This is a genomic window from Nocardioides sp. S-1144, assembly GCF_005954645.2.
GTDB lineage: Bacteria > Actinomycetota > Actinomycetes > Propionibacteriales > Nocardioidaceae > Nocardioides > Nocardioides dongxiaopingii.
Genome location: NZ_CP040695.2, coordinates 1,479,844 through 1,501,539, shown reverse-complemented (window position 1 = coordinate 1,501,539; position 21,696 = coordinate 1,479,844). Strand labels below are relative to the sequence as shown.

The 21,696-nt window shown below is 73.0% G+C and carries 16 protein-coding genes and 1 pseudogene; 6 read left to right on the top strand and 11 right to left on the bottom strand.

From position 1 onward, the window contains the following. Positions 1–21: 21 nt before the first annotated feature. From FE634_RS07100 to FE634_RS07090, 3 genes and pseudogenes are all read right to left on the bottom strand, one after another. Positions 22–1,419: a DUF5719 family protein gene (locus FE634_RS07100; RefSeq protein ID WP_148240469.1), complete on the bottom strand. Its 1,398-nt coding sequence runs from the start codon at positions 1,417–1,419 to the stop codon at positions 22–24. Continuing rightward, positions 1,416–4,319 carry a glycosyltransferase gene (locus tag FE634_RS07095; protein WP_148240468.1) on the bottom strand — a complete coding sequence of 968 codons (2,904 nt, stop codon included), beginning with the start codon at positions 4,317–4,319 and terminating at the stop codon, positions 1,416–1,418. The genes FE634_RS07100 and FE634_RS07095 overlap by 4 nt, the downstream gene beginning before the upstream one ends. A 151-nt stretch (positions 4,320–4,470) precedes the next feature. After that, a pseudogene (locus tag FE634_RS07090) lies at positions 4,471–4,727 on the bottom strand (WhiB family transcriptional regulator). Positions 4,728–4,974: 247 nt separating this feature from the next. Between FE634_RS07090 and cofD the strand changes: the two are divergent. The 3 genes from cofD to FE634_RS07075 are packed head-to-tail and all read left to right on the top strand — an operon-like array spanning position 4,975 to position 7,806. Next, positions 4,975–5,976, top strand: coding sequence for a 2-phospho-L-lactate transferase (gene cofD, locus FE634_RS07085; RefSeq protein ID WP_137294901.1), 1,002 nt, complete (start codon positions 4,975–4,977; stop codon positions 5,974–5,976). A gap of 35 nt (positions 5,977–6,011) precedes the next feature. Then, complete coding sequence (locus FE634_RS07080; protein WP_262347608.1) at positions 6,012–7,010, top strand: coenzyme F420-0:L-glutamate ligase; 999 nt, start codon at positions 6,012–6,014, stop codon at positions 7,008–7,010. Positions 7,011–7,053: 43 nt separating this feature from the next. Further along, positions 7,054–7,806, top strand: a complete 753-nt coding sequence (locus FE634_RS07075) for a DUF3105 domain-containing protein (protein WP_137294899.1) — start codon at positions 7,054–7,056, stop codon at positions 7,804–7,806. 510 nt (positions 7,807–8,316) lie between these two features. Here the strand turns inward: FE634_RS07075 and FE634_RS07070 are convergent. Further along, entirely contained in the window at positions 8,317–9,411 is a 1,095-nt protein-coding gene (locus tag FE634_RS07070) for a mannose-1-phosphate guanylyltransferase (protein ID WP_138875472.1), read from the bottom strand. Positions 9,412–9,455: 44 nt separating this feature from the next. Here FE634_RS07070 and FE634_RS07065 point away from each other — a divergent pair, with 44 nt between their 5' ends. Beyond that, complete coding sequence (locus FE634_RS07065) at positions 9,456–10,187, top strand: TIGR03089 family protein (RefSeq protein WP_138875471.1); 732 nt, start codon at positions 9,456–9,458, stop codon at positions 10,185–10,187. Positions 10,188–10,216: 29 nt separating this feature from the next. On the opposite strand, the gene FE634_RS07060 is transcribed toward FE634_RS07065, so the two are convergent. From FE634_RS07060 to glf, 5 genes are all read right to left on the bottom strand, one after another. After that, on the bottom strand, positions 10,217–12,391 hold the full coding sequence (locus tag FE634_RS07060) for an N-acetylmuramoyl-L-alanine amidase (protein WP_148240467.1): 2,175 nt from the start codon (positions 12,389–12,391) through the stop codon (positions 10,217–10,219). 159 nt (positions 12,392–12,550) lie between these two features. Further along, entirely contained in the window at positions 12,551–13,330 is a 780-nt protein-coding gene (locus FE634_RS07055) for an ABC transporter ATP-binding protein (protein WP_137293290.1), read from the bottom strand. A 1-nt stretch (position 13,331) separates the two neighbouring features. Beyond that, on the bottom strand, positions 13,332–14,222 hold the full coding sequence (locus tag FE634_RS07050; RefSeq protein ID WP_137293289.1) for an ABC transporter permease: 891 nt from the start codon (positions 14,220–14,222) through the stop codon (positions 13,332–13,334). A 10-nt stretch (positions 14,223–14,232) separates the two neighbouring features. Next, positions 14,233–16,299 (bottom strand): glycosyltransferase, encoded by a 2,067-nt coding sequence (locus tag FE634_RS07045; RefSeq protein ID WP_148240466.1) that lies wholly within the window; start codon positions 16,297–16,299, stop codon positions 14,233–14,235. Next, positions 16,296–17,522 carry a UDP-galactopyranose mutase gene (glf, locus tag FE634_RS07040; RefSeq protein ID WP_212721594.1) on the bottom strand — a complete coding sequence of 409 codons (1,227 nt, stop codon included), beginning with the start codon at positions 17,520–17,522 and terminating at the stop codon, positions 16,296–16,298. The genes FE634_RS07045 and glf overlap by 4 nt, the downstream gene beginning before the upstream one ends. Before the next feature lie 171 nt (positions 17,523–17,693). On the opposite strand from glf, the gene FE634_RS07035 reads away from it, so the two are divergent. Beyond that, the gene (locus FE634_RS07035) at positions 17,694–18,770 is read left to right on the top strand and encodes a phosphatase PAP2 family protein (protein WP_138875469.1); all 1,077 of its coding nucleotides are present in this window, start codon (positions 17,694–17,696) and stop codon (positions 18,768–18,770) included. A 157-nt stretch (positions 18,771–18,927) separates the two neighbouring features. Here FE634_RS07035 and FE634_RS07030 read toward each other — a convergent pair whose 3' ends face one another. Both FE634_RS07030 and FE634_RS07025 read right to left on the bottom strand, forming a co-directional pair. Further along, positions 18,928–19,836 carry a glycosyltransferase family 2 protein gene (locus tag FE634_RS07030; RefSeq protein WP_138875468.1) on the bottom strand — a complete coding sequence of 303 codons (909 nt, stop codon included), beginning with the start codon at positions 19,834–19,836 and terminating at the stop codon, positions 18,928–18,930. After that, positions 19,833–20,744, bottom strand: a complete 912-nt coding sequence (locus tag FE634_RS07025; protein WP_138875467.1) for a glycosyltransferase — start codon at positions 20,742–20,744, stop codon at positions 19,833–19,835. The genes FE634_RS07030 and FE634_RS07025 overlap by 4 nt, the downstream gene beginning before the upstream one ends. A 49-nt stretch (positions 20,745–20,793) precedes the next feature. On the opposite strand from FE634_RS07025, the gene FE634_RS07020 reads away from it, so the two are divergent. Next, positions 20,794–21,573 (top strand): inositol monophosphatase family protein, encoded by a 780-nt coding sequence (locus FE634_RS07020; protein WP_148240465.1) that lies wholly within the window; start codon positions 20,794–20,796, stop codon positions 21,571–21,573. The last annotated feature ends 123 nt before the right edge of the window (positions 21,574–21,696 follow it).

Sequence of the window (21,696 nt, the reverse complement as noted above, 5' to 3'; positions counted from 1 at the left end):
GCGGGCCGGGCCGGGCCGGCGTCAGGGCAGGCCGGGCGCGACGTCGGGCACCAGCCCGGTGGTGACCGGGGCCCGGACGGGGACCAGGGTGGCGCCGTCGTCGTTGGTGACCAGCACGACGGAGGTCGTCGCGACGCCGGTGACCGTCACGAGCCGGGCGCCGTCCGGCAGGTCGACGACGGTCGCCCGGTCGCTGGCGACCTCGACCCGCTGCTCGGGCAGGGCCGCGCCGCCCTCGTCCGACGCCGTGACGGTGACCGCGCCCGGGCCGGCCGCGCCGCCGAGCACGAGGCTCTTGCTGCCGGCGGGCAGGACGGCGGTGCCGGGCCCGTCGAGGCGCGCGACGGGCGAGGAGCGCACCAGGTCGCCGCGGTAGAACATCTGCAGGCTCGCGGTCGTCGGCACGGTGGACTCCACGAGCACCCCCAGCGCCCGCTCCGCGCCGGTGCCGACCTCGGCGAGCACGCGGGTCAGCCGCACCGGCACGACCGACTGGGGCGGGAGCACGACCTCCTCCAGCCCGGACGGGGTGAAAGCGGCGTCGGCGGTGACCACCTTGACGGTGGCGCGCTCCTGGGTCGGGCCCGGGTTCGCGACGAAGAGGATCCGCGGTCCGCTGCCCCCGGGCACGCCGAGCAGCAGGTTCTCGGTGGCCGGCGCGTCCTGCGACCCGAGCCCGTCGTCGCCGGCCCGGCTCCCGCCGATGCCGCGCACGGTGTCGCGCACGCTCGCCGCGATCCGGCCCCGCACGACGCTGACGTGCAGGGTGAGCTCGTCGCGCCGCGGCAGGGTGGCGGCGAGGTCGATGCTGCGCGACTCCCCGCCCTGCACCGCGACCCCCCGCAGACCCGGGGCGTCCACGACGCCCTCGCTGCCCAGCACCTCGACGTCGACGACGGCACGGCCCTCGTCGGGGTTGACCAGCTGGAGGATCGACTGGTGGCGGGCGCCGGCGCCGACCCCGGTGAACCAGTGGTCGAAGACCGGGGCGCGGCAGTCGAAGCTGGCGAGCGGGCGCGAGAAGCTCGCCGCGACCAGCCCGGCGGCCAGGTCGCCCTCGCCGAGGACGACGGCGGCGCGCTCACCGGTGTCAACCTCGGTGGACCGCCCCGGCGCCACGGCGACGTCGCGGTCGTCGCGGCGGCCGCTGCGCACGGTCAGGTCGCCGCTGGCGCCCGACGTCGAGGCGACCTGGATGCCGTTGCCGCCGGCGGGGCACACGACGCTCGCGGTGGACAGGGCGGTCTCCCGGGGCGCGACGGCGGGACGCGGCTCGGACCCGGTGTCGACGAGCAGGGCGGCGAGCACGGCGAGCAGCGGCAGCACGACGGCGGCCAGGGTGGTCACGTCGAAGCGGGCGCGCGCGGCGCGCCCGCCGGTGGCGGCCCGGCGTCCGGGGGTGGGGGTCGGGTCGCTCACGGTCGTCTCCTCGCTCGCAGCGTCGGGGCGGCGAGCACGAGCACCAGCACCACGCCGATCCCCTGGACGGCGAGCAGCACGGCCCGCAGCACGACCCGCGACCCGCTGTCGTCGCCGGCGACGGCGTCCGGGTCGAGCGGCCGGTCGACCTCCCAGGCGCGGGTGCCGGCGTCGGAGCCGGCCTGGACCAGGCCGGACGTCGCGTCGAGGGCCGCGGCCACGGTGCCGTCGACCGGGGCGGTGAGCAGCACGTACTCGATGCCGAGGCCGCCGAGCCGGTCGACGACGTCGCCGGTGGGGCGGGACAGGAAGTCGCGGACGGTGGCCGCGTCGGCGGGGTCGACGTCGCTGGGGGCGAGCACCTCGTCCTCGCCCACGGTCACGCCGTCGCCGCGGCGCACCGTGTAGGTCAGGCCGGTCGCGACGCTGCCGTCGACCACCAGGACGCCGTGCTCGGGGCCGGTGGTCGAGCGCTGCACCATGTAGGCCGGGACCACGGAGGCGTCGGCGGAGGTGAGGTCGTCGTCGCCGGTGAGCCACCAGGCGATCCCCGTGAGCGGGACGACGACCGCGGCCGCGGCCGCGACCATCCCGGCCGCCCGCAGCGGACCCGCCAGCCCGGCCCGGGTCGCGCCCTGGGCGCCCAGCACGACCGCGACCACGAGGCCCGCCTGCGCCGCCAGCATCGGCCCGCCGAGCCCGGCGGGGGTGTCGGTCGCGGTCAGGGTGAGGTCCACGGTGCCGAGGACGGCGCCGACGGTGGCGCTGACCAGCACGACCAGCCAGCACAGGGTGACCGGGATCCGCGTCGCGCGGGGCAGCAGCGCGAGCACGGCGAGGACGACCAGGGCCAGGCCGGCCCAGGTGGGGGCGCCCAGGTCGCCGAGCCGGCCGGCGAGCAGGTCGAGCGCCCCGACGCCGTCGGAGGGCGGGCGCCCGGCGTCGAGCAGGAGCGCGGCGCCCGAGCCGGTGCTGAGCGCGGGGACCCACCAGGGTCCGAGGAGCACCAGCGGGACGAGGATCGCGGTGAGCGGCGGGAGCCACACGTCGCGGGCGCTGACCAGGCCGCGGGCGAGCAGCAGACCGGCGCCCAGGACGACCAGGACCAGCACCGCGGCGACCAGCCAGGTCGTGGGCGCGAAGGCGGTGGTGAGCGCGAGCAGCAGCCCGACCCGCCAGCCGGCGCGGCGGCGGCGGTCCGGCTCGGGCTCGGCGAAGCCGAGCGCCGCGTGGGCCAGCCACGGCAGCAGGGCACCGGCGACCACGAGGCCGAGCCGCCCGTGTCCCCAGGCACCGGCGGCGACCGGGGCGACGGCGTAGGCCGTGGCGCCGCCGACCAGGATCCAGCGCGGCGCGCCGCGCGGGCTCACCAGTCGCCCGGCGACCCTCAGGAAGCGCCACGCCCCCCACAGCGCGAACGGCGCCGACCCGACCAGCAGCAGGCTGACCGCCCCGGTCGGGCCCAGCACGGTGCCGAGCAGGGCGAGCGGGAGGACGTACGGGGGCGCCGGGACGTCGGTCCCGAACCCGAGCTCGTGCCAGGAGGCGAGGTGCAGCGACCACCAGGCCCCGGCGCCGTCGGGGGCCGGCGCGAGGGCGCCGCCGCTGACCTGGCCGAGCGCGGTGCGCGCCGCCACGACCATCACGGCCACGACGAGCGTCATCGTCAGGGCGACCGGGTTGGTGAAGAACCGGGCGATGGCGCCGGAGTCGGCGAGGTCGTCGTCCTCGTCGCGCTCACGCTCGGCGCGGAGCCGGGTCGCGGCCTGGGACGACGGGTCGAGCTCGGCGGCCGCGACGCGGCGGCGCTCGGCGACGTCGGAGGCCTGCTGGGTGACGGCGGAGACGACGTCGCCGACGAAGTCGAGACCGTGGCGGTAGGGCAGCCACGGCGGCGGGAGCAGCCGCTTGACGCGCTCCCGGTCGGGGCCGCCCGCGGCGGCGCGGTCGCGGCGCTCGCGGCGACCGGCGCGCACCTGGCCCGGCCGGAGGACGACGGCGACCAGCGCGGCGAGGTCGTCGAGGGCCTCGCCGACCGAGCGGACGAGGAGGAAGCCGACCATCCGGACCAGCGTGCCGAGCGTGAGGCGCAGCACCCGCCACGGCAGCGCGGCGGCGCTGCTGTTGACGAGCAGCGTGTAGAGCGCGGCGCGCCGCTCCTGGTAGTGGGTGTGCCGCCCGGTGAGGGCGGTGCGGCGCAGCCCGCGGTGGGCGGCCTCGGCGTGGAAGACGACGGCGTCCGGGACGACCAGGGTGGCGTGGCCGGCGGCCGCGGCGCGCCAGCCGAGGTCGAGGTCGTTGCCGAACATCGGCAGCCGCGGGTCGAAGCCGCCCAGCTCCTCCAGCACGCGGCGGCGCACGAGCATCCCGGCGCTGTTGACGGCGAGGACCTCGCGCTCCTCGTCGTGCTGGCCCTGGTCGTACTCGCCGCGCTCGAGGCCGGTCTCGCGGCGCCCGGTGCCGGACAGGGTGACGCCGAGCTCGAGCAGGCGGCGCAGCGAGGGCCACTCCCGCAGCTTGGGGCCGAGGACGTCGACGTCGGGACGCCGCGCGGCGGCCGCGAGCAGCGCGGCCAGCGCGCCGGGCGCGGGGCGGGAGTCGTCGTGCAGCAGCCAGACCCACTCGGTGTCCGGCGCGAGGGCGGCGACCCGCTCCAGGCCGAGCCGGACGGCGTCCGGGTACGACGCCGACGACGTCGCCTCGACGAGGTCGTAGCCCCCGGGCAGCAGGTCGCGGCTGCCGTCGGTGCTGCCGGTGTCGACCGCGACGACCCCGGACAGGGCGGCGCCCTGCTCGGCGATCCCGTCGAGGACCCCGGGCAGCCAGCGGGTGCCGTCGTGCGTCACCAGCAGGGCGACGACGCGGCCCGACGGCGCGGACGGGACAGACGGGGCGGACACGATCTGCGAGCCTAGGCCAACGGTCCACGGGCCCCGCAGTCCTCACCGGCCGACCCTCGCCGCCGCCTCCTCCCCACCGACACGGAGGCCGCCGGAAAAGCAGAGGCGCCCCGGCCGTCGTCGACCGGGGCGTCCCTCTGGTGGTGCTGCGTCAGACCACGCGCTTCTTGAGCTTGCGCCGCTCCCGCGCTCGGAGAGCCCGCCCCAGATCCCGAACCGCTCGTCGTTCATCAGCGCCGACTCGAGGCAGTCGTTGCGCACCTCGCACGTGAGGCACACCTTCTTGGCCTCGCGCGTCGACCCACCCTTCTCCGGGAAGAACGCCTCGGGATCGGTCTGAGCGCACAGCGCGCGCTCCTGCCATCCCGCCTCGTCCGTGTCCGGAGCCAGGAGAAAGAGCTCCCTCATGGTTCCCACCTCTCGACCCGCTTCTTCACACTTCGACCCGTGCGATGTCGCCACCAACGATCTGGTGCCACGCCGTGCCGGGTGACCCGTCCAGCTGGTGGGAGATCCCGGAACAACAATGTTGGAATTACATGCCTGTCGTGCAGGGAAGTCAAGCGGATGTCTGGTATCGCCGGCGGTGCCGGGGTCCGGTCTGGTCCGGACCCGTGGGTCCGGCGCGGCGGCGGGGGGCGGCAGAGTAGGGGCCATGAAGAACATCACGGTGCTCTCCGGCGGCATGGGCGGCGCCCGGTTCCTGCAGGGACTGCGGCACGCCGTCGCGGCCGGCACCCTGCCGGGCGTCGCCGCGGACGCCGAGATCACCGTCGTCGCCAACACCGCCGACGACCTGTGGATGCACGGGCTCAAGATCTGTCCCGACCTCGACACCGTCATGTACACCCTCGGCGACGGCATCGACCAGGAGCGCGGCTGGGGCCGGCGCGACGAGTCGTGGAGCGTCAAGGACGAGCTGGCCGCCTACGGCGTCGAGCCGACCTGGTTCGGCCTCGGCGACCGCGACATCGCCACCCACCTCGTGCGCACCCAGATGCTGGACGCCGGCTACCCGCTCTCGGCGGTCACCGGCGCGCTCTGCAACCGCTGGCGTCCCGGCGTCCGGCTGCTGCCGATGACCGACGACCGGGTGGAGACCCACGTCGCGATCGCCGACCCGAGCGCCCCCAGCGGCCGCCGGGTCGTGCACTTCCAGGAGTACTGGGTGCGGCTGCGCGCCGCGGTGCCCGCCGAGACGGTCGTCGTCGTCGGGCTCGAGGAGAGCACGCCGGCGCCCGGCGTCCTCGACGCGGTCACCGGCGCCGACCTGGTGCTGCTGCCGCCGTCGAACCCGGTCGTCTCGGTCGGCACGATCCTCGGGGTGCCCGGCGTCCGCGACGCCCTGCGCGCCACCGAGGCCCCGGTCGTCGGCCTCTCCCCCATCGTCGGCGGCACCCACGTGCGCGGCATGGCCCACCAGATGCTCACCTCGATCGGCGTGGAGGTCTCCGCCGGCGCCGTCGGGCTGCACTACGGCTCCCGCGCCGGGGACGCCGGCGGCGTGCTCGACGGCTGGCTCGTCGACGAGCAGGACGCCGACCAGGTCGCCGCGGTCCGGGCGGCCGGGCTGGCCTGCGCCGCCGTCCCGCTGATGATGACCGACCTCGACGCCACGGCCGCGATGGCGGCGGCCGCCGTCGAGCTGGTCCGGTGACCGGGACGGGCCCGGGGGCCGACGTGGGGGCCAGCGTGGGGGGCAGCGCGGGGGGCAGCGTCACCGCGTTCGCCCCCGACGGCGTCCCCGAGGTCCGGGCCGGCGACGACCTCGCCACGCTCCTCCTGGCCGTCCTCGGCACCGGGCCGGCCGGCGGGCTCCTCGACGGCGACGTCGTCGTGGTGACGAGCAAGGCGGTCAGCAAGTCCGAGGGCCGGGTCGTCGACGGCACGCGCGAGGAGCACCTCGCCGCCGAGACCGCCCGCGTCGTGGCCCGCCGCGGGCCGACCACCATCGCGCGCACCCACCACGGCCTGACCCTGGCCGCCGCCGGCATCGACGGCTCCAACGTCGAGCGCGGCCGGGCCGTGCTGCTCCCGGTCGACCCCGACGCCTCGGCCCGCCGGCTCCGCGCCGCGCTCCGTGCACGCACCGGGCGCACCCTCGGCGTCGTCGTCACCGACACCGCCGGGCGGGCCTGGCGCGAGGGCCAGACCGACATCGCGGTCGGGGCGGCCGGCGTCCTGGTGGCCGAGGACTTCGCCGGGCGCGTCGACGCGCACGGCAACGAGCTCGCCGTCACCGCCCCCGCGGTGGCCGACGAGATCGCCGGGCTCGCCGAGCTGGCCCAGGGCAAGCTCGGCGGCCGGCCCTTCGCCGTCGTCCGCGGGCGGGCCGACCTGGTGGCTCCCCGACGGCGACGCCGGGCCCGGCGCGCGCGCCCTCGTGCGGGCCGAGGACGCCGACATGTTCGTCGCCTCGGCGCCCGCGAGGCGGTGGTCCGCGCGCGCGGCGACCCGGCCGACCGGACGCCGTTCGGCCGCCCCGCGCCCGCCGTCGAGCTCGCCGGCGCGCTCCTCGACGCGCTCGGGGTCAGCGCCGCGCACGTCGACGACGACACCCTCACGGTCCCGCCCGCGGCCGCTCCGCTGGCCGCCGTGGTGGCCTTCGCCTTCGGCTGGCACCTGGCTCCCGGAGGGGGCGACGACGCCGGGGACGGTGCCGCTCGACACATCCGCAGGGGCACTCCGTAGACTCTGCGCGACTCCCGACCCGTTGAATGAGGTAAGCCGACCCGTGGCCAAGTCGTCCAAGTCCCAGAAGACCGAGCGCCAGAAGCTGATCGAGGAGACCCTCAAGAAGCAGCGGACCTCCGAGAAGAAGCGCGGCAACGCGATCGTGCTCGTCGCGATCGCCATCGCCGTCGCCATCATCGGCGTCGCGACCTACCCGATGGCCCGCGGTGCCTTCGAGGAGTCCAAGTACGAGGACGACGCCCTCAACCAGATCGGCGCGGCCGCCTCGACCTGCCAGGACGTCGTCGAGAAGGCCGGCAGCGACGTCGGCAACCACGTCGACGAGCCGCAGCAGGTCACCTACGACGCCGCGCCGCCGGCCTACGGCGCCCACTGGAACGCCATCGGCGCCCCGGCGCCGTTCGAGGACAAGTTCTACGACGCCGACGACCGGCCCGAGCTCGAGCAGCTCGTGCACAACCTCGAGCACGGCTACACGATCCTCTGGTACGACGAGACGATCGCCGACGACGCCACGCAGCTCGGCCAGATCCGCGCGATCGCCAACAAGTTCAAGGAAAGCGGCGACGCGAAGAACTACCGCAACAAGTTCATCGCGGCCCCGTGGCTCGACTCCGACGAGGACGGCGCGAAGTTCCCCGACGGCCAGCACGTCGCATTCACGCACTGGAAGGGCACCACGGAGGAGTCCACCGGCGTCTGGCAGTACTGCGGCGACGTCAGCGGCGAGGCCCTCGAGACCTTCATGGACACCTACCCCTACACCGACGCCCCCGAGGCCACCATCATCTAGCCCGCCCGCCGACGAAGCCGCGCCTGGAGTCCACGCTCCGGAGGCTGAGCAAGCGAGCGCCAGCGAGCGCCGACGAAGCCACGCCCGCAGTCCGCGTTCCGGAGGCTGAGCAAGCGAGCGCCAGCGAGCGCCGACGAAGCCGCAGGTCGTCATCGGCCAACGCCTCCCGGCGAGCGCCAACGAAGCCACGCCCGCAGTCCGCGTTCCGGAGGCTGAGCAAGCGAGCGCCAGCGAGCGCCGACGAAGCCGCAGGTCGTCATCGGCCAGCGTCCCGGCGCTTACCTCCCGCGGAGCGGTGCCGGGCTTCGTCGGCGCTCGCCAGGGCTCGCTTGCTCAGCCTCCGACAGTGACGAGGCTTCGTCGGCGCTCGCCAGGGCTCGCTTGCTCAGCCTCCGACAGTGACGAGGCTTCGTCGGCGCTCGCCAGGGCTCGCTTGCTCAGCCTCCGGGAGCGGTGCCCGGCTTCGTCGGCGCTCGCTGGCGCTCGCTTGCTCAGCCTCCGCGTACAGGGTTAGAGGAGGTCGTCGCGGCCGAGGTCGCGCAGGGTTGCGACGACGGCCTTGACGTCCTGGGCGCGCTCGCGGGTCGTGACCAGGAGGGCGTCGGGGGTGTCGACGACGACGACGTCGTCCAGACCGACGACGGCGACCACCCGACCCGATGCCGGGACGACGAGCCCGGTCGCGTCGCGACCCACGACGAGGGCGTCGTCGCCCAGCACGGAGAGCCGCGCGCGGTCGGGGTCGCCGAGCAGGCCGGTGAGGGAGTCGAAGTCGCCGACGTCGTCCCACCCGAGGGCGGCCGGCACCACCGCGACCCGGCCGGCCGCGGCGGCCGGCTCCGCGACGGCGTGGTCGAGCGCGATCCGCGGCAGCATCGGCCAGACGTCGTCGAGGGTGTCGGGGTCGGCCGCGATCGCGCGCAGCGCGGCGGCGAACCCGGGGTCACCGGCGGCGAGCAGGTCGAGCAGCACCGTGGGCCGGACGACGAACATGCCGGCGTTCCACCGGAACTCCCCCGTCGCCAGGTACCGCTCGGCGACGTCGGCCGACGGCTTCTCCACGAACGCCGCGACGTGCGCGGCGCCGGGGTGCCCGGCGAGCGGCTCCCCGAGGTGGATGTAGCCGAACGCGGTGGAGGCCGAGGTCGGCTCGATCCCGAGGGTGACCAGCCACCCGTCCTCGGCGGCGCGGACGGCGACCCGCACGGCCGTCGCGAAGGCCTCCGGCTCGCCGATGACGTGGTCGGCGGCGAAGGAGCCCAGGACGGCGTCCGGGTCGCGCCGCTCGAGGAGGGCGGCGGCCAGGCCGACGGCGGCCATCGAGTCGCGCGCCGACGGCTCCGCCACGACGGCGCCGTCGGGGAGGCCGGGCAGCTGCTCGACGACGGCGTCGCGGTGCGCGCGGCCGGTGACGACGAGGAAGCGGTCCTCCACGAGCGGCGCGAGGCGGGCGTGGGTCTCCTGGAGCAACGAGCGTCCGCTGCCGGTGAGGTCGCGCAGGAACTTCGGCGCCGACGAGCGCGAGAGCGGCCAGAGCCGGGTGCCGGCTCCCCCGGCCGGCACGACGGCCCAGAATCGGTCGAGGGCGGGCCCGGGCGTCGTCATGGGGCGGAGACTAGCCAGTCACCGGACTGCGCGAGACTGCAGGAGTGCCTCCTGCCACGACCTTCGCCGCCGTCCTGACCGCCCAGCTGCGCCACGACGCCGGGCGTCCGCTCGTCACGTTCTACGACGAGGGCACCGGGGAGCGCGTCGAGCTCTCGGTGACGACGTACGCGAACTGGGTGGCCAAGGCCGCCTCCCTGCTGGTCGACGAGCTCGACCTCGAGCGCGGCGCGACGCTGCGGGTCGACCTGCCGCCGCACTGGCTCGGCACCGTCTTCCTCGGCGCGGCCTGGACCGCCGGGCTCGTGGTCACCGACGACGACGCCCCGGACGCCGTCGTGTGCGGGCCGGACTCGCTCGAGCGGTGGGCGCCCCAGGCCGAGGACCGGGTGGTGCTGGCCTGCGCGCTGCTCCCGATGGGGGTCCGCTTCGCCGGCGGCGTCCCGCCCGGCGTCCACGACGTCGGCACCGAGATCTGGTCGCAGCCCGACGCCTTCACCGCGTGGGACCCGCCCACCGGTGACGACGTCGCCCACGACCTCGGGGGCACCGCGGTGACGCAGGCCCGGCTGTGGCAAGCAGCCGCCGCCGGGACTCTCGTCACCGACGGCGGCCGCCTCCTGTCGGAGGCGAACCCGGCTTCCCCACCGGGTGTCGCCTCCTTCACGGAGCCGCTGGCACGCAGCGGCTCGCTCGTCCTGGTCGTCCAGGCCGGACGGGAGCGTCTCGAGGCGACCTACGTCGCCGAGCGCGCCACCGCCCGCTTCCCTGCCTGAGCGACCGGACACCTTGGGGGTCTCGGGCCTCACCCGATCCGGTCGTAGAGCTCGAAGCCGGTGCCGAGCAGGGTCGGCGCGCCGAAGCCCTTGCGGTAGCCGCGCACCAGGTACATCTCGCCGGTGCCCTTCTTGCGCACCACCAGGTCGGGGTGGCCGACCAGGTCGACGTCGCTGATCCCGCTGGCGATGTCGTAGGGGCTCATGTCGAACTTCATCGTCTTGATCGAGCCGGTCAGGCCGCCGGGGCCGTTGCCGTGCAGGATCCTCAGGCTGTTGCCGGTGCGGAAGATGCTGTCCGGGGCGCCGTCGGCACCCCAGAGGCCGACCGGGATGTGCCGGTACGCCGCGACGGCGCTGTAGGCCACGTAGCTGGCGCCCACGCCCTTGCCGCCGGCGCCGGGGTAGATCCGCATCGAGCCGTTCTTGGGCTGGCCCATCAGGTCCGGCCAGCCGTCGCCGGTGACGTCGCCGGGCGCCGAGAGCATCCGCACCCCGGCGAAGCCGGTGGCGATCGGCACGCCCGTGCGGAAGCCGCCCTTGCCGTTGCCGCTGGCGAGGTAGAGCTTCCCGTCACGGCCGCGGACCATGAGGTCGGAGAAGCCGTCGCGGTCCCAGTCGCCGGCGTTGAAGAAGGCGGTCGAGCCGGCCAGGCTGACCGCCGTGGCGATCGGCTTGCCCGCGACGACCGACGAGCCGCGCTTGTCGAGGGGGACGACGACCGCGCGCCCGTCGGACTTGCGGCGCAGCACCAGGTCGGGCTGGTCGGAGCCGGCGAGGTTCGACTCCAGCTGCCGCCCGGAGAACCCGGCCTGGGCCTGGGCGGCCAGGGAGCGGATCTGCGGCAGCTTCGCGTACAGGTACCGGCCCGGGCAGGCCGTGGAGCCGGCGTCGCGGTGGCCGTTGATGGCCGCGAAGTTCCGCGAGGTGACGAACTGCTTCGTCGAGGACGCCTTGACCCCGTGCAGCGAGAGCTTCCAGCCGAACAGCACGCCGTAGGCCTGGACCATGGCCTGCGAGGGCTGGGCGACGTCGTAGTTGCCGATCGCCGACATCGAGAACGAGTCGTCGTTGTAGCCCAGGGTGTGCGCCCCGACGACGGCGCGGTCGACGCCGCCGTAGCGGCCCTCCCAGATGCGGCCGAACCGGTCGACGAGGTAGTTGTAGCCGACGTCGCTCCAGCCGCGCGACTGGGTGTGGTAGGCGTAGATGCCCCGCAGGATCGCGGGGACGTCCTTGGCCTTGTAGTTGTTGGCGTTCACCGTGTGGTGCACGAAGCCCGCGTGGACCTCGTAGTAGTGCAGCGAGCTCGCGTCGCGCATCCGCTCGTCGGCGCCCCACTGGGCGCGGGAGTAGATGACCGGCCGGGGGGTGTAGGTCGCGGCGGCGAGCTCGAGGTCGCCGGCCGACGACGCCATGGCGCCGTCCCCGGTCGTGCTGGCGGGGGCCGCGGTGCCGCTGCCGGTTCCGGTACCGCCGGTGCCCTGGCTGGGACCGGTCTCGATCGTCGGCAGCTCCTTGGCCGACTCCTCGGCCACGCCCGGGTCGATGACGGCGAGCTTCACGTCGGGCGGCGCGGCGGCGTCGCTGACGATCTTCACCTGGACGTCGTCGACCTCGCCGACGAGCAGCTCGTCGGTGCCGGGACGGGCCTTCCTGGCCTCCCGGCTGTCGGGGTCGGGACCGTGGTCGTCGTGGTACTCCATGTCGAGCCACGACGACCAGCCGGCCTCGTCGCGGGTGCGGACCTGGATGGCGATCTCGTCGTCGGGGACGACGGCGCCGTGCTCCCACGTCACGCCGACCGCGCCGTAGCCGGTGACCTTCTGCGGCGTGCTGACCAGCTCGGTCGCACCGCCGCGCTTCAGGGTGGCCCGCGCGGCGAGCATGCCGGGAGCGATCCGGGCGCCGCGGGGCGCGGTCAGCGGGACCTCGCGCACCGTCGGGTCGACGACCTCGGAGGGCACCAGCGTCGGGACCTGCTGGGCCGCGGCGTAGGCGGCGAACTCGAGCGAGGGGGTGGCCGCGGCCGTGCCGGACGGCGTCGATCCGGCGCCGTCGGGGGCCGGGCCCAGCTCGATCGAGATGACCCGGGCGGCGGGCGTCAGGACGGCGCAGATGACGCCGAGGACCAGCAGCTGCTGGCACGCGGTGACGAACCGCGGGTGCTTGGGGTGGGTGGTCGTGACGTTCTCAGATGACATGTTTTCAGCAGCTCCAGTGCGAGGGGAAGAGTCACACGAGACGCAACTTTCACATCAGTCACAGGAGTTGGGAAGAGAACCTGAGTAACTACACGACTGTAATTTCCACTCGACACGCCGCTGGACCAGAGATTTGTCAACTCTGCGGGTCGGGCCGACTCAGATGTCGGCGCCGAGCTCCTCGTCCATCTCCTCCTCGTTCTCGGGCGTGACGTCGTCGTCGTACTCGAGGAAGCGGATGCCGGCGTCGACCGGTCCGTCGTAGGCCAGCCGGCCCTCCTCGAGCACCAGGACGCGCGAGCACATCCGGCGCACCGAGCCGGCCGAGTGCGAGACGTAGAACAGGGTGCGACCGCTGTCGCGGATCTCGCCCATCCGGGCCAGGCACTTCTTCTTGAACGGCCGGTCCCCCACCGCGAGGACCTCGTCGGCGAGGAAGATGTCGGAGTCGACGTGGATGGCGATCGAGAAGCCCAGCCGCGCGCTCTGTCCCGAGGAGTAGTGGCCGACCTGGGTGTCGAGCTTGTCCTCGAGCCCGGCGAAGTCGACGATCGCGTCGAACTTGCGGGCCAGCTCCTTCTCGGTCATGCCGAGGATGGCGGCGTTGAGCTCGAGGTTGTCGCGGCCGGTGAGCTGCGGGTGGAACCCCGCCCCGGTCGCGATCAGCCCGGCGATCCGCCCGCGCGTGAGGATCGAGCCGGTGTCGGGTCGCATCACGCCGTTGATCATCTTCAGCAGCGTGCTCTTGCCGGAGCCGTTGAGGCCCATCAGGCCGATCGACTCGCCCTGCTCGACGGTGAACGACACGTCGTCGACGGCGTTGAACTCGGCGATGGTCTGGTTGCCGCGCAGCTTGGCGACGGTGATCTGCTTGAGGGTGCGCTGGTAGCGCTTGGTGAAGGTCTTCGTCGCGTGCTCCACGCGGATGGAGTCGACCACGTCAGAGCCTCTCGGGGATCTTGTTCTCGAGCCGGCTGAACACCAGCTGGCCGATGCCCAGCACCACCACGGAGACCAGGACCATCACCAGCCCCCGCTCGACGAGGTGGTCGGGCATGACCGTCTCCTGCGTCGTGCTGCCGGTCCAGAACGCCCGCTGGAACAGGATCACGGCGTTCGCGAGCGGGTTCAGCATGTAGTAGGGCGCGAAGCTGCCGAACCGCTGGTCGACCATCTCGTAGCTGTAGATCATCGGCACGCCGAAGCGCACCACGTTGGTCAGGATGGCCACCACGCTGCCGACGTCGCGGAAGAACACGTTGGCCGCGCTGAACATCAGCGCCAGCCCGGTGCCGAGCACGCTGATCAGGACCAGGGCGATGAAGAAGCAGACGACCCCGGTGACGTCGGGTCGCCAGCCGGAGAACAGGCAGGCCACCACGAGGATCACCACCTGCGGGAGCACGTGGTACAGAGAGACCAGCATCGAGGCGACGGGGAACATCTCCCGCGGCATCGCCATCTTCTGCACGATCTGGCGGTTGCGCACGATCGAGCGGGTGCCGGCGTTGAACGTCTCGTTGAAGAAGTGGACGATGATCAGCGCCGAGAAGATGTGGATGGCGAAGTTCGGCACGTTCCGGTGCAGGGCGAAGATCGTGCCCATGATGAAGAAGTAGATGCAGAACTGCGACAGCGGGTTGATGTAGGACCACAGCAGACCGAGCACCGAGCCCTGGTAGCGCGCACTGATCTCGCGCGTCACCAGCAGCTTGAGCAGGTAGCGCCGCTGGAAGACCGCCTTGAGCCCGTTGTCGGCCGTCGGCGGGGCCAGCGGCGGCAGGTCCTTCTCGGCCTGCGCCCGCGCCGCGTCGGTGGTGGTGTCGGTCATCGCATCTCGCTCAGTCGTCGGACCCGGGCTCGGGGTTGGCGTCGGTCAGCCACGGCTGGAAGGTCTTCTCCCAGGCGGCCGGCGACGTCATGTCGTCCATCGCGGCACGGTAGCGCTCGGCGAGCTCGTCCCAGCTGCTCGCGAGCTCGCGGTGCACGGCCAGGGTCCGCTTCACCAGGTCGACGAACTTGGCGCGGTCGCGCTTGTAGAACGCCGTCGAGGCACCGTCGGGCAGGGTGACCAGGGCGGAGTCGTAGCGGGCGATCTTGTGCCAGCGTGCGTCCTGGCCCATGATCTCGGCCTCGGGGTTGACCTGGGAGACCGCGCGCGGCTGCCGCAGCTGCCGGATCGGCTGGATCAGCGCCTGGATCGTGGCGGCCCGGCCGGAGATCACCGGGGAGGGCTCGCGTCCCTTGCGGGGCAGCTTGTGGCGGCGCACCTCCGGGAGCTGGCCCGGGTCGGTGATGTAGGTGGCGTCGTCGAAGCCCTTCACCGACTCCTTGAGCTCGGGCAGCGTCGTGAGCAGGAGGTCGTGCAGGCCCTCGGGGCCGGCGAGGACGTCGACCAGCGCGCGGTGCCGCAGCTCCACGGTGGAGTACTGCATCGACACCAGGTGCTTGATCTGGTGGTTGAGGCTCTCCTGCACCATCCGGCCGCCGCGCGGGTACTTCGAGTGCAGCAGCGCGGCGATGAAGCGGTTGCGCACGTGGAAGTAGGACTGCCAGTCCAGGGCGTCGTTCTTGTCGGTCCACGGCACGTGCCACACCGCCGCGCCCGGGAGCGTCACCGTCGGGTAGCCGGCCTCCTTGGCCCGCAGCCCGTACTCGGAGTCGTCCCACTTGATGAAGAGCGGGAGCGACAGTCCGATGTCGCGCAGCACCGTCGTCGGAATCAGGCACATGAACCACGGGTTGTAGTCGACGTCGATCCGGGCGTGCAGCCAGCGGGTCGAGCGGATGTTGCGCTCGTTGAGGTCCCAGCCGGGGACGACGCCGGGCGCCGAGCCCCACCAGAACGTGTAGGGCTCGACCTTCTCGCCGAAGCTGTGCAGCTGGGCCTTCTGGTAGATCGAGAACATGTGGCCGCCGACGATCGTCGGCTTGCGGCACAGGTCGCCGAAGGTGGCGGCCCGGACGACGCCCTCGGGCTCGCACTCGGTGTCGTCGTCGAGCATCATCACGTAGGTCGACCGGCCGGCCTTGAGGCCCTCGTACTGCGCCCGCGCGAACCCGCCGGAGCCGCCGATGTTGCCCTGCTCGATGATCCGCAGGGTGTCGCCCAGCGCCTCGCGGGCGGCGGGGAAGAACTCGGAGTCGACGAGCTTCTTGGTGCCCTGCTCCATCACCAGGACCTCGTCGACGAGGTCGTCGAGCTCCTCGGCGCTGCCGAGCTGGGTGAGCAGCTTGGCGCAGAAGTCCTGCTGGTTCATGGTGGTGATGCCGATGGTGACGGTGCCCTTCGGGGCCCGGTCGAGCGGCACCTCCGCGGTCCACTCCGCCGAGCGCACGACGGCGTCCTCGTCGGTGGCCACGACGTCGTACCAGTACCAGCCGCCGTCGGTGAACGGCTTGAGCGTGAGGTCGAAGGAGAACTCCCCCGCGTCACCCTCGACGGCGCCGGAGTCGACGCGCTGCGACCGGCCGTTGGCCATCGAGCGGTAGACGATGACGCTGGCGCCCTCGCCCTCGAGCCGCACCGTGAGGCGGACCTCGGAGACCACGGTGTGTCGGCGCCAGTAGGAGGCCGGGAAGGCGTTGAAGTAGCTCCCGAACGACATCGTCTCGCCCTGCTCGACCTTGAAGGCCGTGCGGGAGAGGATCTGGTCGGGGTGCACGACGCGCACGCCCTTGGCCGCGGTGGCCATCCGGGTCGTGATCGCGTTGGCCTCCTGGGCCGCGCGGGTGTGGCCGATGTCGAACTTGTCGGCGTCCAGGGCCAGCGGGTCGGGGTCGACGTAGAGGCTGATCACGTCGGTGTCGCGGTCGGCCGGCATGATCTGCCGCATCAGCCGGACCCGGGCGGTCCCGGGTGCGTGCGACGTGGCGTCCTCGGTCGTCTGGGTGTGGGTGACGCTCATCCCTCGACTCCTCCGCTGGTCAGCTGGGCGCCGTCGGCGAAGTGCGGCTTGAGCTTGTTCTCGTACATCGACAGCGCCGAGCCGATCGCCATGTGCATGTCGAGGTACTTGTAGGTGCCCAGGCGCCCGCCGAAGAGCACCATCGGCTCCTGCCTGGCCAGGTCGCGGTACCGCAGCAGCTTGGCGCGGTCCTCGGCGGTGTTGATCGGGTAGTACGGCTCGTCGTCGTCCTCGGCGAAGCGGGAGTACTCGTGGACGACGATGCTCTTGCCCGGCAGGTAGGTGCGCTCGGGGTGCAGGTGCTTGAACTCCAGCACCCGGGTCCACGGCACGTCCTGGTCGTTGGCGTTGACGACGCCGGTGCCCTGGTAGTCGTCGACGTCGACGGTCTCCTGGACCAGGTCGACGGTGCGCCACGACAGCCGCCCCTCGCTGTTGCCGAAGTACTCGTCGACCGGGCCGGTGTAGACGATGGGCACCTTGCCCTTGTACTGCTCGGCGAGGCCGTTGGAGGCGTCGAGGAAGTCGGTGTCGACGCGGACCTCGATGTTGGGGTGGTCGGCCATCCGCTCGAGCCACGCGGTGTAGCCGTCGACCGGCAGGCCCTCGTAGGTGTCGTTGAAGTAGCGGTTGTCGAAGGTGTAGCGGACCGGCAGGCGCGTGATGATGTCGGCGCTCAGCTCGGTGGGGTCGGTCTGCCACTGCTTGGCGGTGTAGCCCTTCACGAACGCCTCGTACAGCGGGCGCCCGATGAGGCTGATCGCCTTCTCCTCGAGGTTGGCGGCGTCCTTGGTGTCGATCTCGCTCGACTGCTCCGCGATCAGCGCCCGGGCCTCGTCGGGGGTGTGCGCCTTGTTGAAGAACTGGTTGATGAGCGCCAGGTTCATCGGGAACGAGTAGACCTGGCCCTGGTACTTGGCGAAGACGCGGTGCTGGTAGCCGGTGAAGTCGGTGAACCGGTTGACGTAGTCCCACACCTTCTTGTTGGAGGTGTGGAACAGGTGGGTGCCGTACTTGTGCACCTCGATCCCGGTCTCCGGGTCGATCTCGGAGTAGGCGTTGCCCCCGAGGTGGTAGCGACGCTCGATCACCAGCACCTTCAGGCCCAGCTCGGCGGCGCACCGCTCGGCGATGGTCAGGCCGAAGAAACCCGAGCCGACGACGACGAGGTCGGGCTGGGCGGACGGAGCGGACCGGGCGGGGTCAGTCGTTGCGGCAGACACGATCGGTCAGTCTACGGATGCCACCAGCCTCCCCCGATTCCGCAACGCCCACGACCGTGTCACAACCACGGTTCGGCGCCCGCGCGGGCGCGGGCGCGACCGGGCGTGACCCCGCCCACGCCGGGTCCGAGGATGCCGTCGTGGCGGGCCACGACGCGTAAACTCGGGCCCATGCAGGAGTCTGTGGGCGTGCGCGCCGTTCTCGAGCGCAACTTCGGGTACGCCTGGGCGGCCGGCATCGCCATGGCGGTCGCGACCGTCGTGTTCGCCGCCGTCGCCGAGCTGCCGATCCGCGACCCCGACAACTTCGTGCCCGGCTACATCCGCTTCCCGGCGATCGTCTTCGGCGCCATCGCGCTCGACGTCCTGCCGCGGCTGGTCTGGCGCCTGACCCACGGCTCCCGGGGCGCGGTCGAGACGCTGCGCGGGATCATGCGCGAGCGCTGGACCAAGGCGCACTGGCTCTTCGCGCTGAGCGGCATCGGCGCCTGGTACCTCACCTACGCCGCCTTCCGGAACCTCAAGAGCTTCGTGCCGTTCGTCAACGGCCACAACTGGGACGCCGAGTTCCGCAAGATCGACCAGGTGCTGTGGTTCGGCCACGACCCCGCCGTCCTGATGCACGACCTCTTCGGCACCGGCATCGCCTCGCACGTCTTCTCCGGCGTCTACTTCATCTGGATCGCCCTGGTGCCGGTGAGCATCGCGATCGCGCTGGTCTGGACCCGGTCGCGGACCGCCAGCTCGTGGTACGTCACCGCGGTGGCCTTCGACTGGCTGCTCGGCGCGGCGGTCTACCTGATGCTGCCGTCGGTCGGCCCGGTGTACACCACCGCCCAGCGCGGCCAGTTCGACGCCCTCGACCACACCTACAACACCGACCTCGCCAACAGCATGTGGGACGACCGCGTCGCGGTCGTCGGCGACGTCTTCGGCTCCGGCACCCTGCAGACGATCGCGGCCTTCCCGTCGCTGCACACCGGGATCATGGTGACGATCTGCGTCTTCGCCCAGTACGTCGGCCTGGCGCGCTGGATCCGCGTGGTGTCGTGGGTCTTCCTCGGCCTCACGATCGTGGCCACCCTCTACCTCGGCTGGCACTACTTCGTCGACGTCCTCGGCGGCGTCGCCCTCGGGTCGGTCACCGTCTGGCTCGCCGCCCTCGCCACCGGCAACCACGACGGGCTCCGTCCCCGGCTCAAGCGCGCCGAGGTCACCGACGAGGTCACCTCCACCCCCGTCGCCTGACCCTGACCCGTCGCTGATCACTGACGGGTCACCGCGGATTTGGTGCCGACCCGTCGCTGATCACTGACGGGTCAGCGGGCTTTTCGTGCCGACCCGTCGCTGATCACTGACGGGTCAGCGCGAGTTTGGTGCCGACCCGTCGCTGATCAGGGACGGGTCAGCGGGGGCGGGCCTCGGGTGAGAGCCGGGTCAGGGTGCGCGAGTCCCGGGCCGCGCGGACGACGTTGCGGGCCTCGGCCCGGCCACCGCGCAGCGGGCTGAGCAGGACGACGGCCAGCGCGATCAGCCACGGCTTGGCCCGCACCAGCGCGTTCTCGCCGTAGCGGCGGTGCACGACGAACAGGTTGCGGTACATGTAGTACCCCTTCCAGCCCGCCAGGTCGTGCTGCTGGTCGAAGTCGAGCCGGCGCACCAGGACGGCGTCGCGGACCGCCCAGATGCGGTACCCGGCGCGACGGGCGCGCACGGCGAAGTCGACGTCGTCGTAGAAGATGAAGTAGGCCGGGTCGGGCAGCCCGATCGCGTCGACGACCTCGCGGCGCACCAGGAAGCCCTCGAAGGCGACGTTCTGCACCTCGACCAGCTCGGGCATCGCCGCGCGGGTGCCGAAGTCGGTCTCGACCATCGCGGTCTTCGGCTTGATCGCTAGCGGGTTGCGTAGGTCGAAGCGGGTCGCGGCCTTCTCGACCAGGGCGCCGCTGCGGTCCTCGCGCACCGACGTCAGGCAGGCCTCGTCGACCGCCATCAGCCTGGCCAGGCAGTCGGGCGCGGGGAGGACGTCGTCGTCCATCAGCCAGATCCGGTCGTAGCCCTGCTCGTGGGCCGTGCGGACGGCGAGGTGGAAGCCGCCGGCACCGCCCAGGTTGTCGTCGGTGCGGAGCACCTGCAGCCCCGGGAGACCGGCCCGGGCGAGGACGTCGGCGGTGTGGTCGTCGCTGTGGTTGTCGACCACGATCACCGCGTCGGGCGCCGGCTCGAGCGCGGCCAGGCCGGCGAGCATGCCCTCGAGCAGGTCGGCGCGGTTGTAGGTCACCACGACGACCGCGACCGTCTCGGCCGCGCTCACGCCAGGTACTTCCGGTGCCCGGTGAAGTCGCCGCGCAGCCCGGCCCACGCCGCCCGCGCGCTCATCGCGATCCGGCCCGGCCGGCGGCGGGTGAACAGGTAGAACCAGACGGTCTTGACCCAGAACATCAGCACGAACGGCCAGCCGCGGTAGTCGCGCAGGTTGACGGTGTTGTTGCGGGCCATGCAGTAGTGCTTGAGGTCGCTGGGCGTGTGGTTGTACGTCGTGCGGCCGAACATCATCGGGGTGCCGAGGTCGTCGGTGGCCGGGTTGGTGAAGATCGCCTCGACGACGGTCGCGATCCGGGCGCCGGCCCGCTCGGCCCGCCAGAGGTACTCGACGTCGTCGCCCCAGATGAAGAACTCCGCCCGCGGGACGCCGATCCGCTCGACGAGCTCGCGGGTCACCAGGACGCCGTTGAACGGGATCACCACGCCCGGGATCAGCCCGTCGCGCGCGGCGGCCTCGACCTCGGCCATCCGGTGCACCACCCGGGTGCCGCCGGGGAGCCGGATCGGGAAGCACAGGCGGGAGGCGTCCTGCTCCGCGACCACGGCCGGGCCCCAGAAGTCGAGGTCGGGCCGCTCGAGGAGCAGCGCGAGGCAGTCGGGCTCCGGCACGGCGTCGTCGTCCATCAGCCAGACGCGGTCGGCGTCGCGCTCCATCGCCCAGGTGAGCCCGGTGGCGAAGCCGCCCGCGCCGCCGGTGTTGGAGTCGAGGGTCCGGGTCCGGACGCGGTCGGGGCCGCCGTGGGGGAACCGGCCGCGCAGCCACTCCCCCGTGCCGTCGGTGGAGGCGTTGTCGACCACGAGCACCTCGGCGACCTCCCGCACCTCCAGGAGCCGGTCGAGCAGCCGTTCGAGGAGGGGCAGCCGGTTGAACGTCACCACCACCGCCACGACCTGCACGACGCCGACCCTACTGGGTGGTCCGGAGGGGCGGCCCTACTGTGGTGGCGTGCAGACCGACGCCATCACCACTCTCCTCCAGGACGTCGCCGCCGAGGTCATCACGCCTCGCTTCCGCTCCCTCGACGCCGACCAGATCAGCGAGAAGAAGCCCGGCGACCTCGTGACCGTGGCCGACCACGAGGCCGAGGTGCTCATCACCGCCGCGCTCCTGGAGGCCTACCCGGACGCCGTCGTGCTCGGCGAGGAGGCCTTCGCGGCCGACCCGAGCCTCGGCGACCGGTACGCCACCGCCGCGCACGCCTTCACCGTCGACCCGGTCGACGGCACCAAGAACTTCGTCAACGGCTCCCCCGACCACGCCGTGATGGCCGCCGAGCTGCGCGACGGGGTCGTCGTCCGCTCGTGGATCTGGCAGCCGCAGCACGAGGTCGCCTACGTCGCCGAGCTCGGCGCCGGCGCGTCGCGCAACGGCGAGCCGCTCGTGGTCACGCCGCCGGCCGGTCCGCCGTCGACCTGGCGCGGGGTCACCTCGCGCCGGGCCTGGGTCGGGCAGGCCCTCGAGGGGCGCCGCCCGCTCGAGCTGTCGTGGGTGTGCTGCGGCGTCGACTACCCCCAGCTGGTGTCCGGGGCGGCCGACTACCTGCTCTACGGCGGCACCATGCCCTGGGACCACGCCCCCGGCGGGCTCCTGCTCACCGAGGCCGGCGGCACCCTGCGGACGCCGTCCGGCGAGGCCTACGACCCCCGCACCCCGCACCCCGGCGTCCTGGTGGCCGCCGCGTCGGACGACGTCCACGCCGACGTCGTCGCGAGCTGGTCCTTCTAGGGGCGCGACCTCGGCCAGTCCTGGGCCTGGTCCCGACGGAACTGGCCCCAGCCGCGCAATTGCCGCGAATCGGCCAGTTCGGCGGCGTGAGACCGAGCCGATCGCGGCAATTGCCGCGGATCG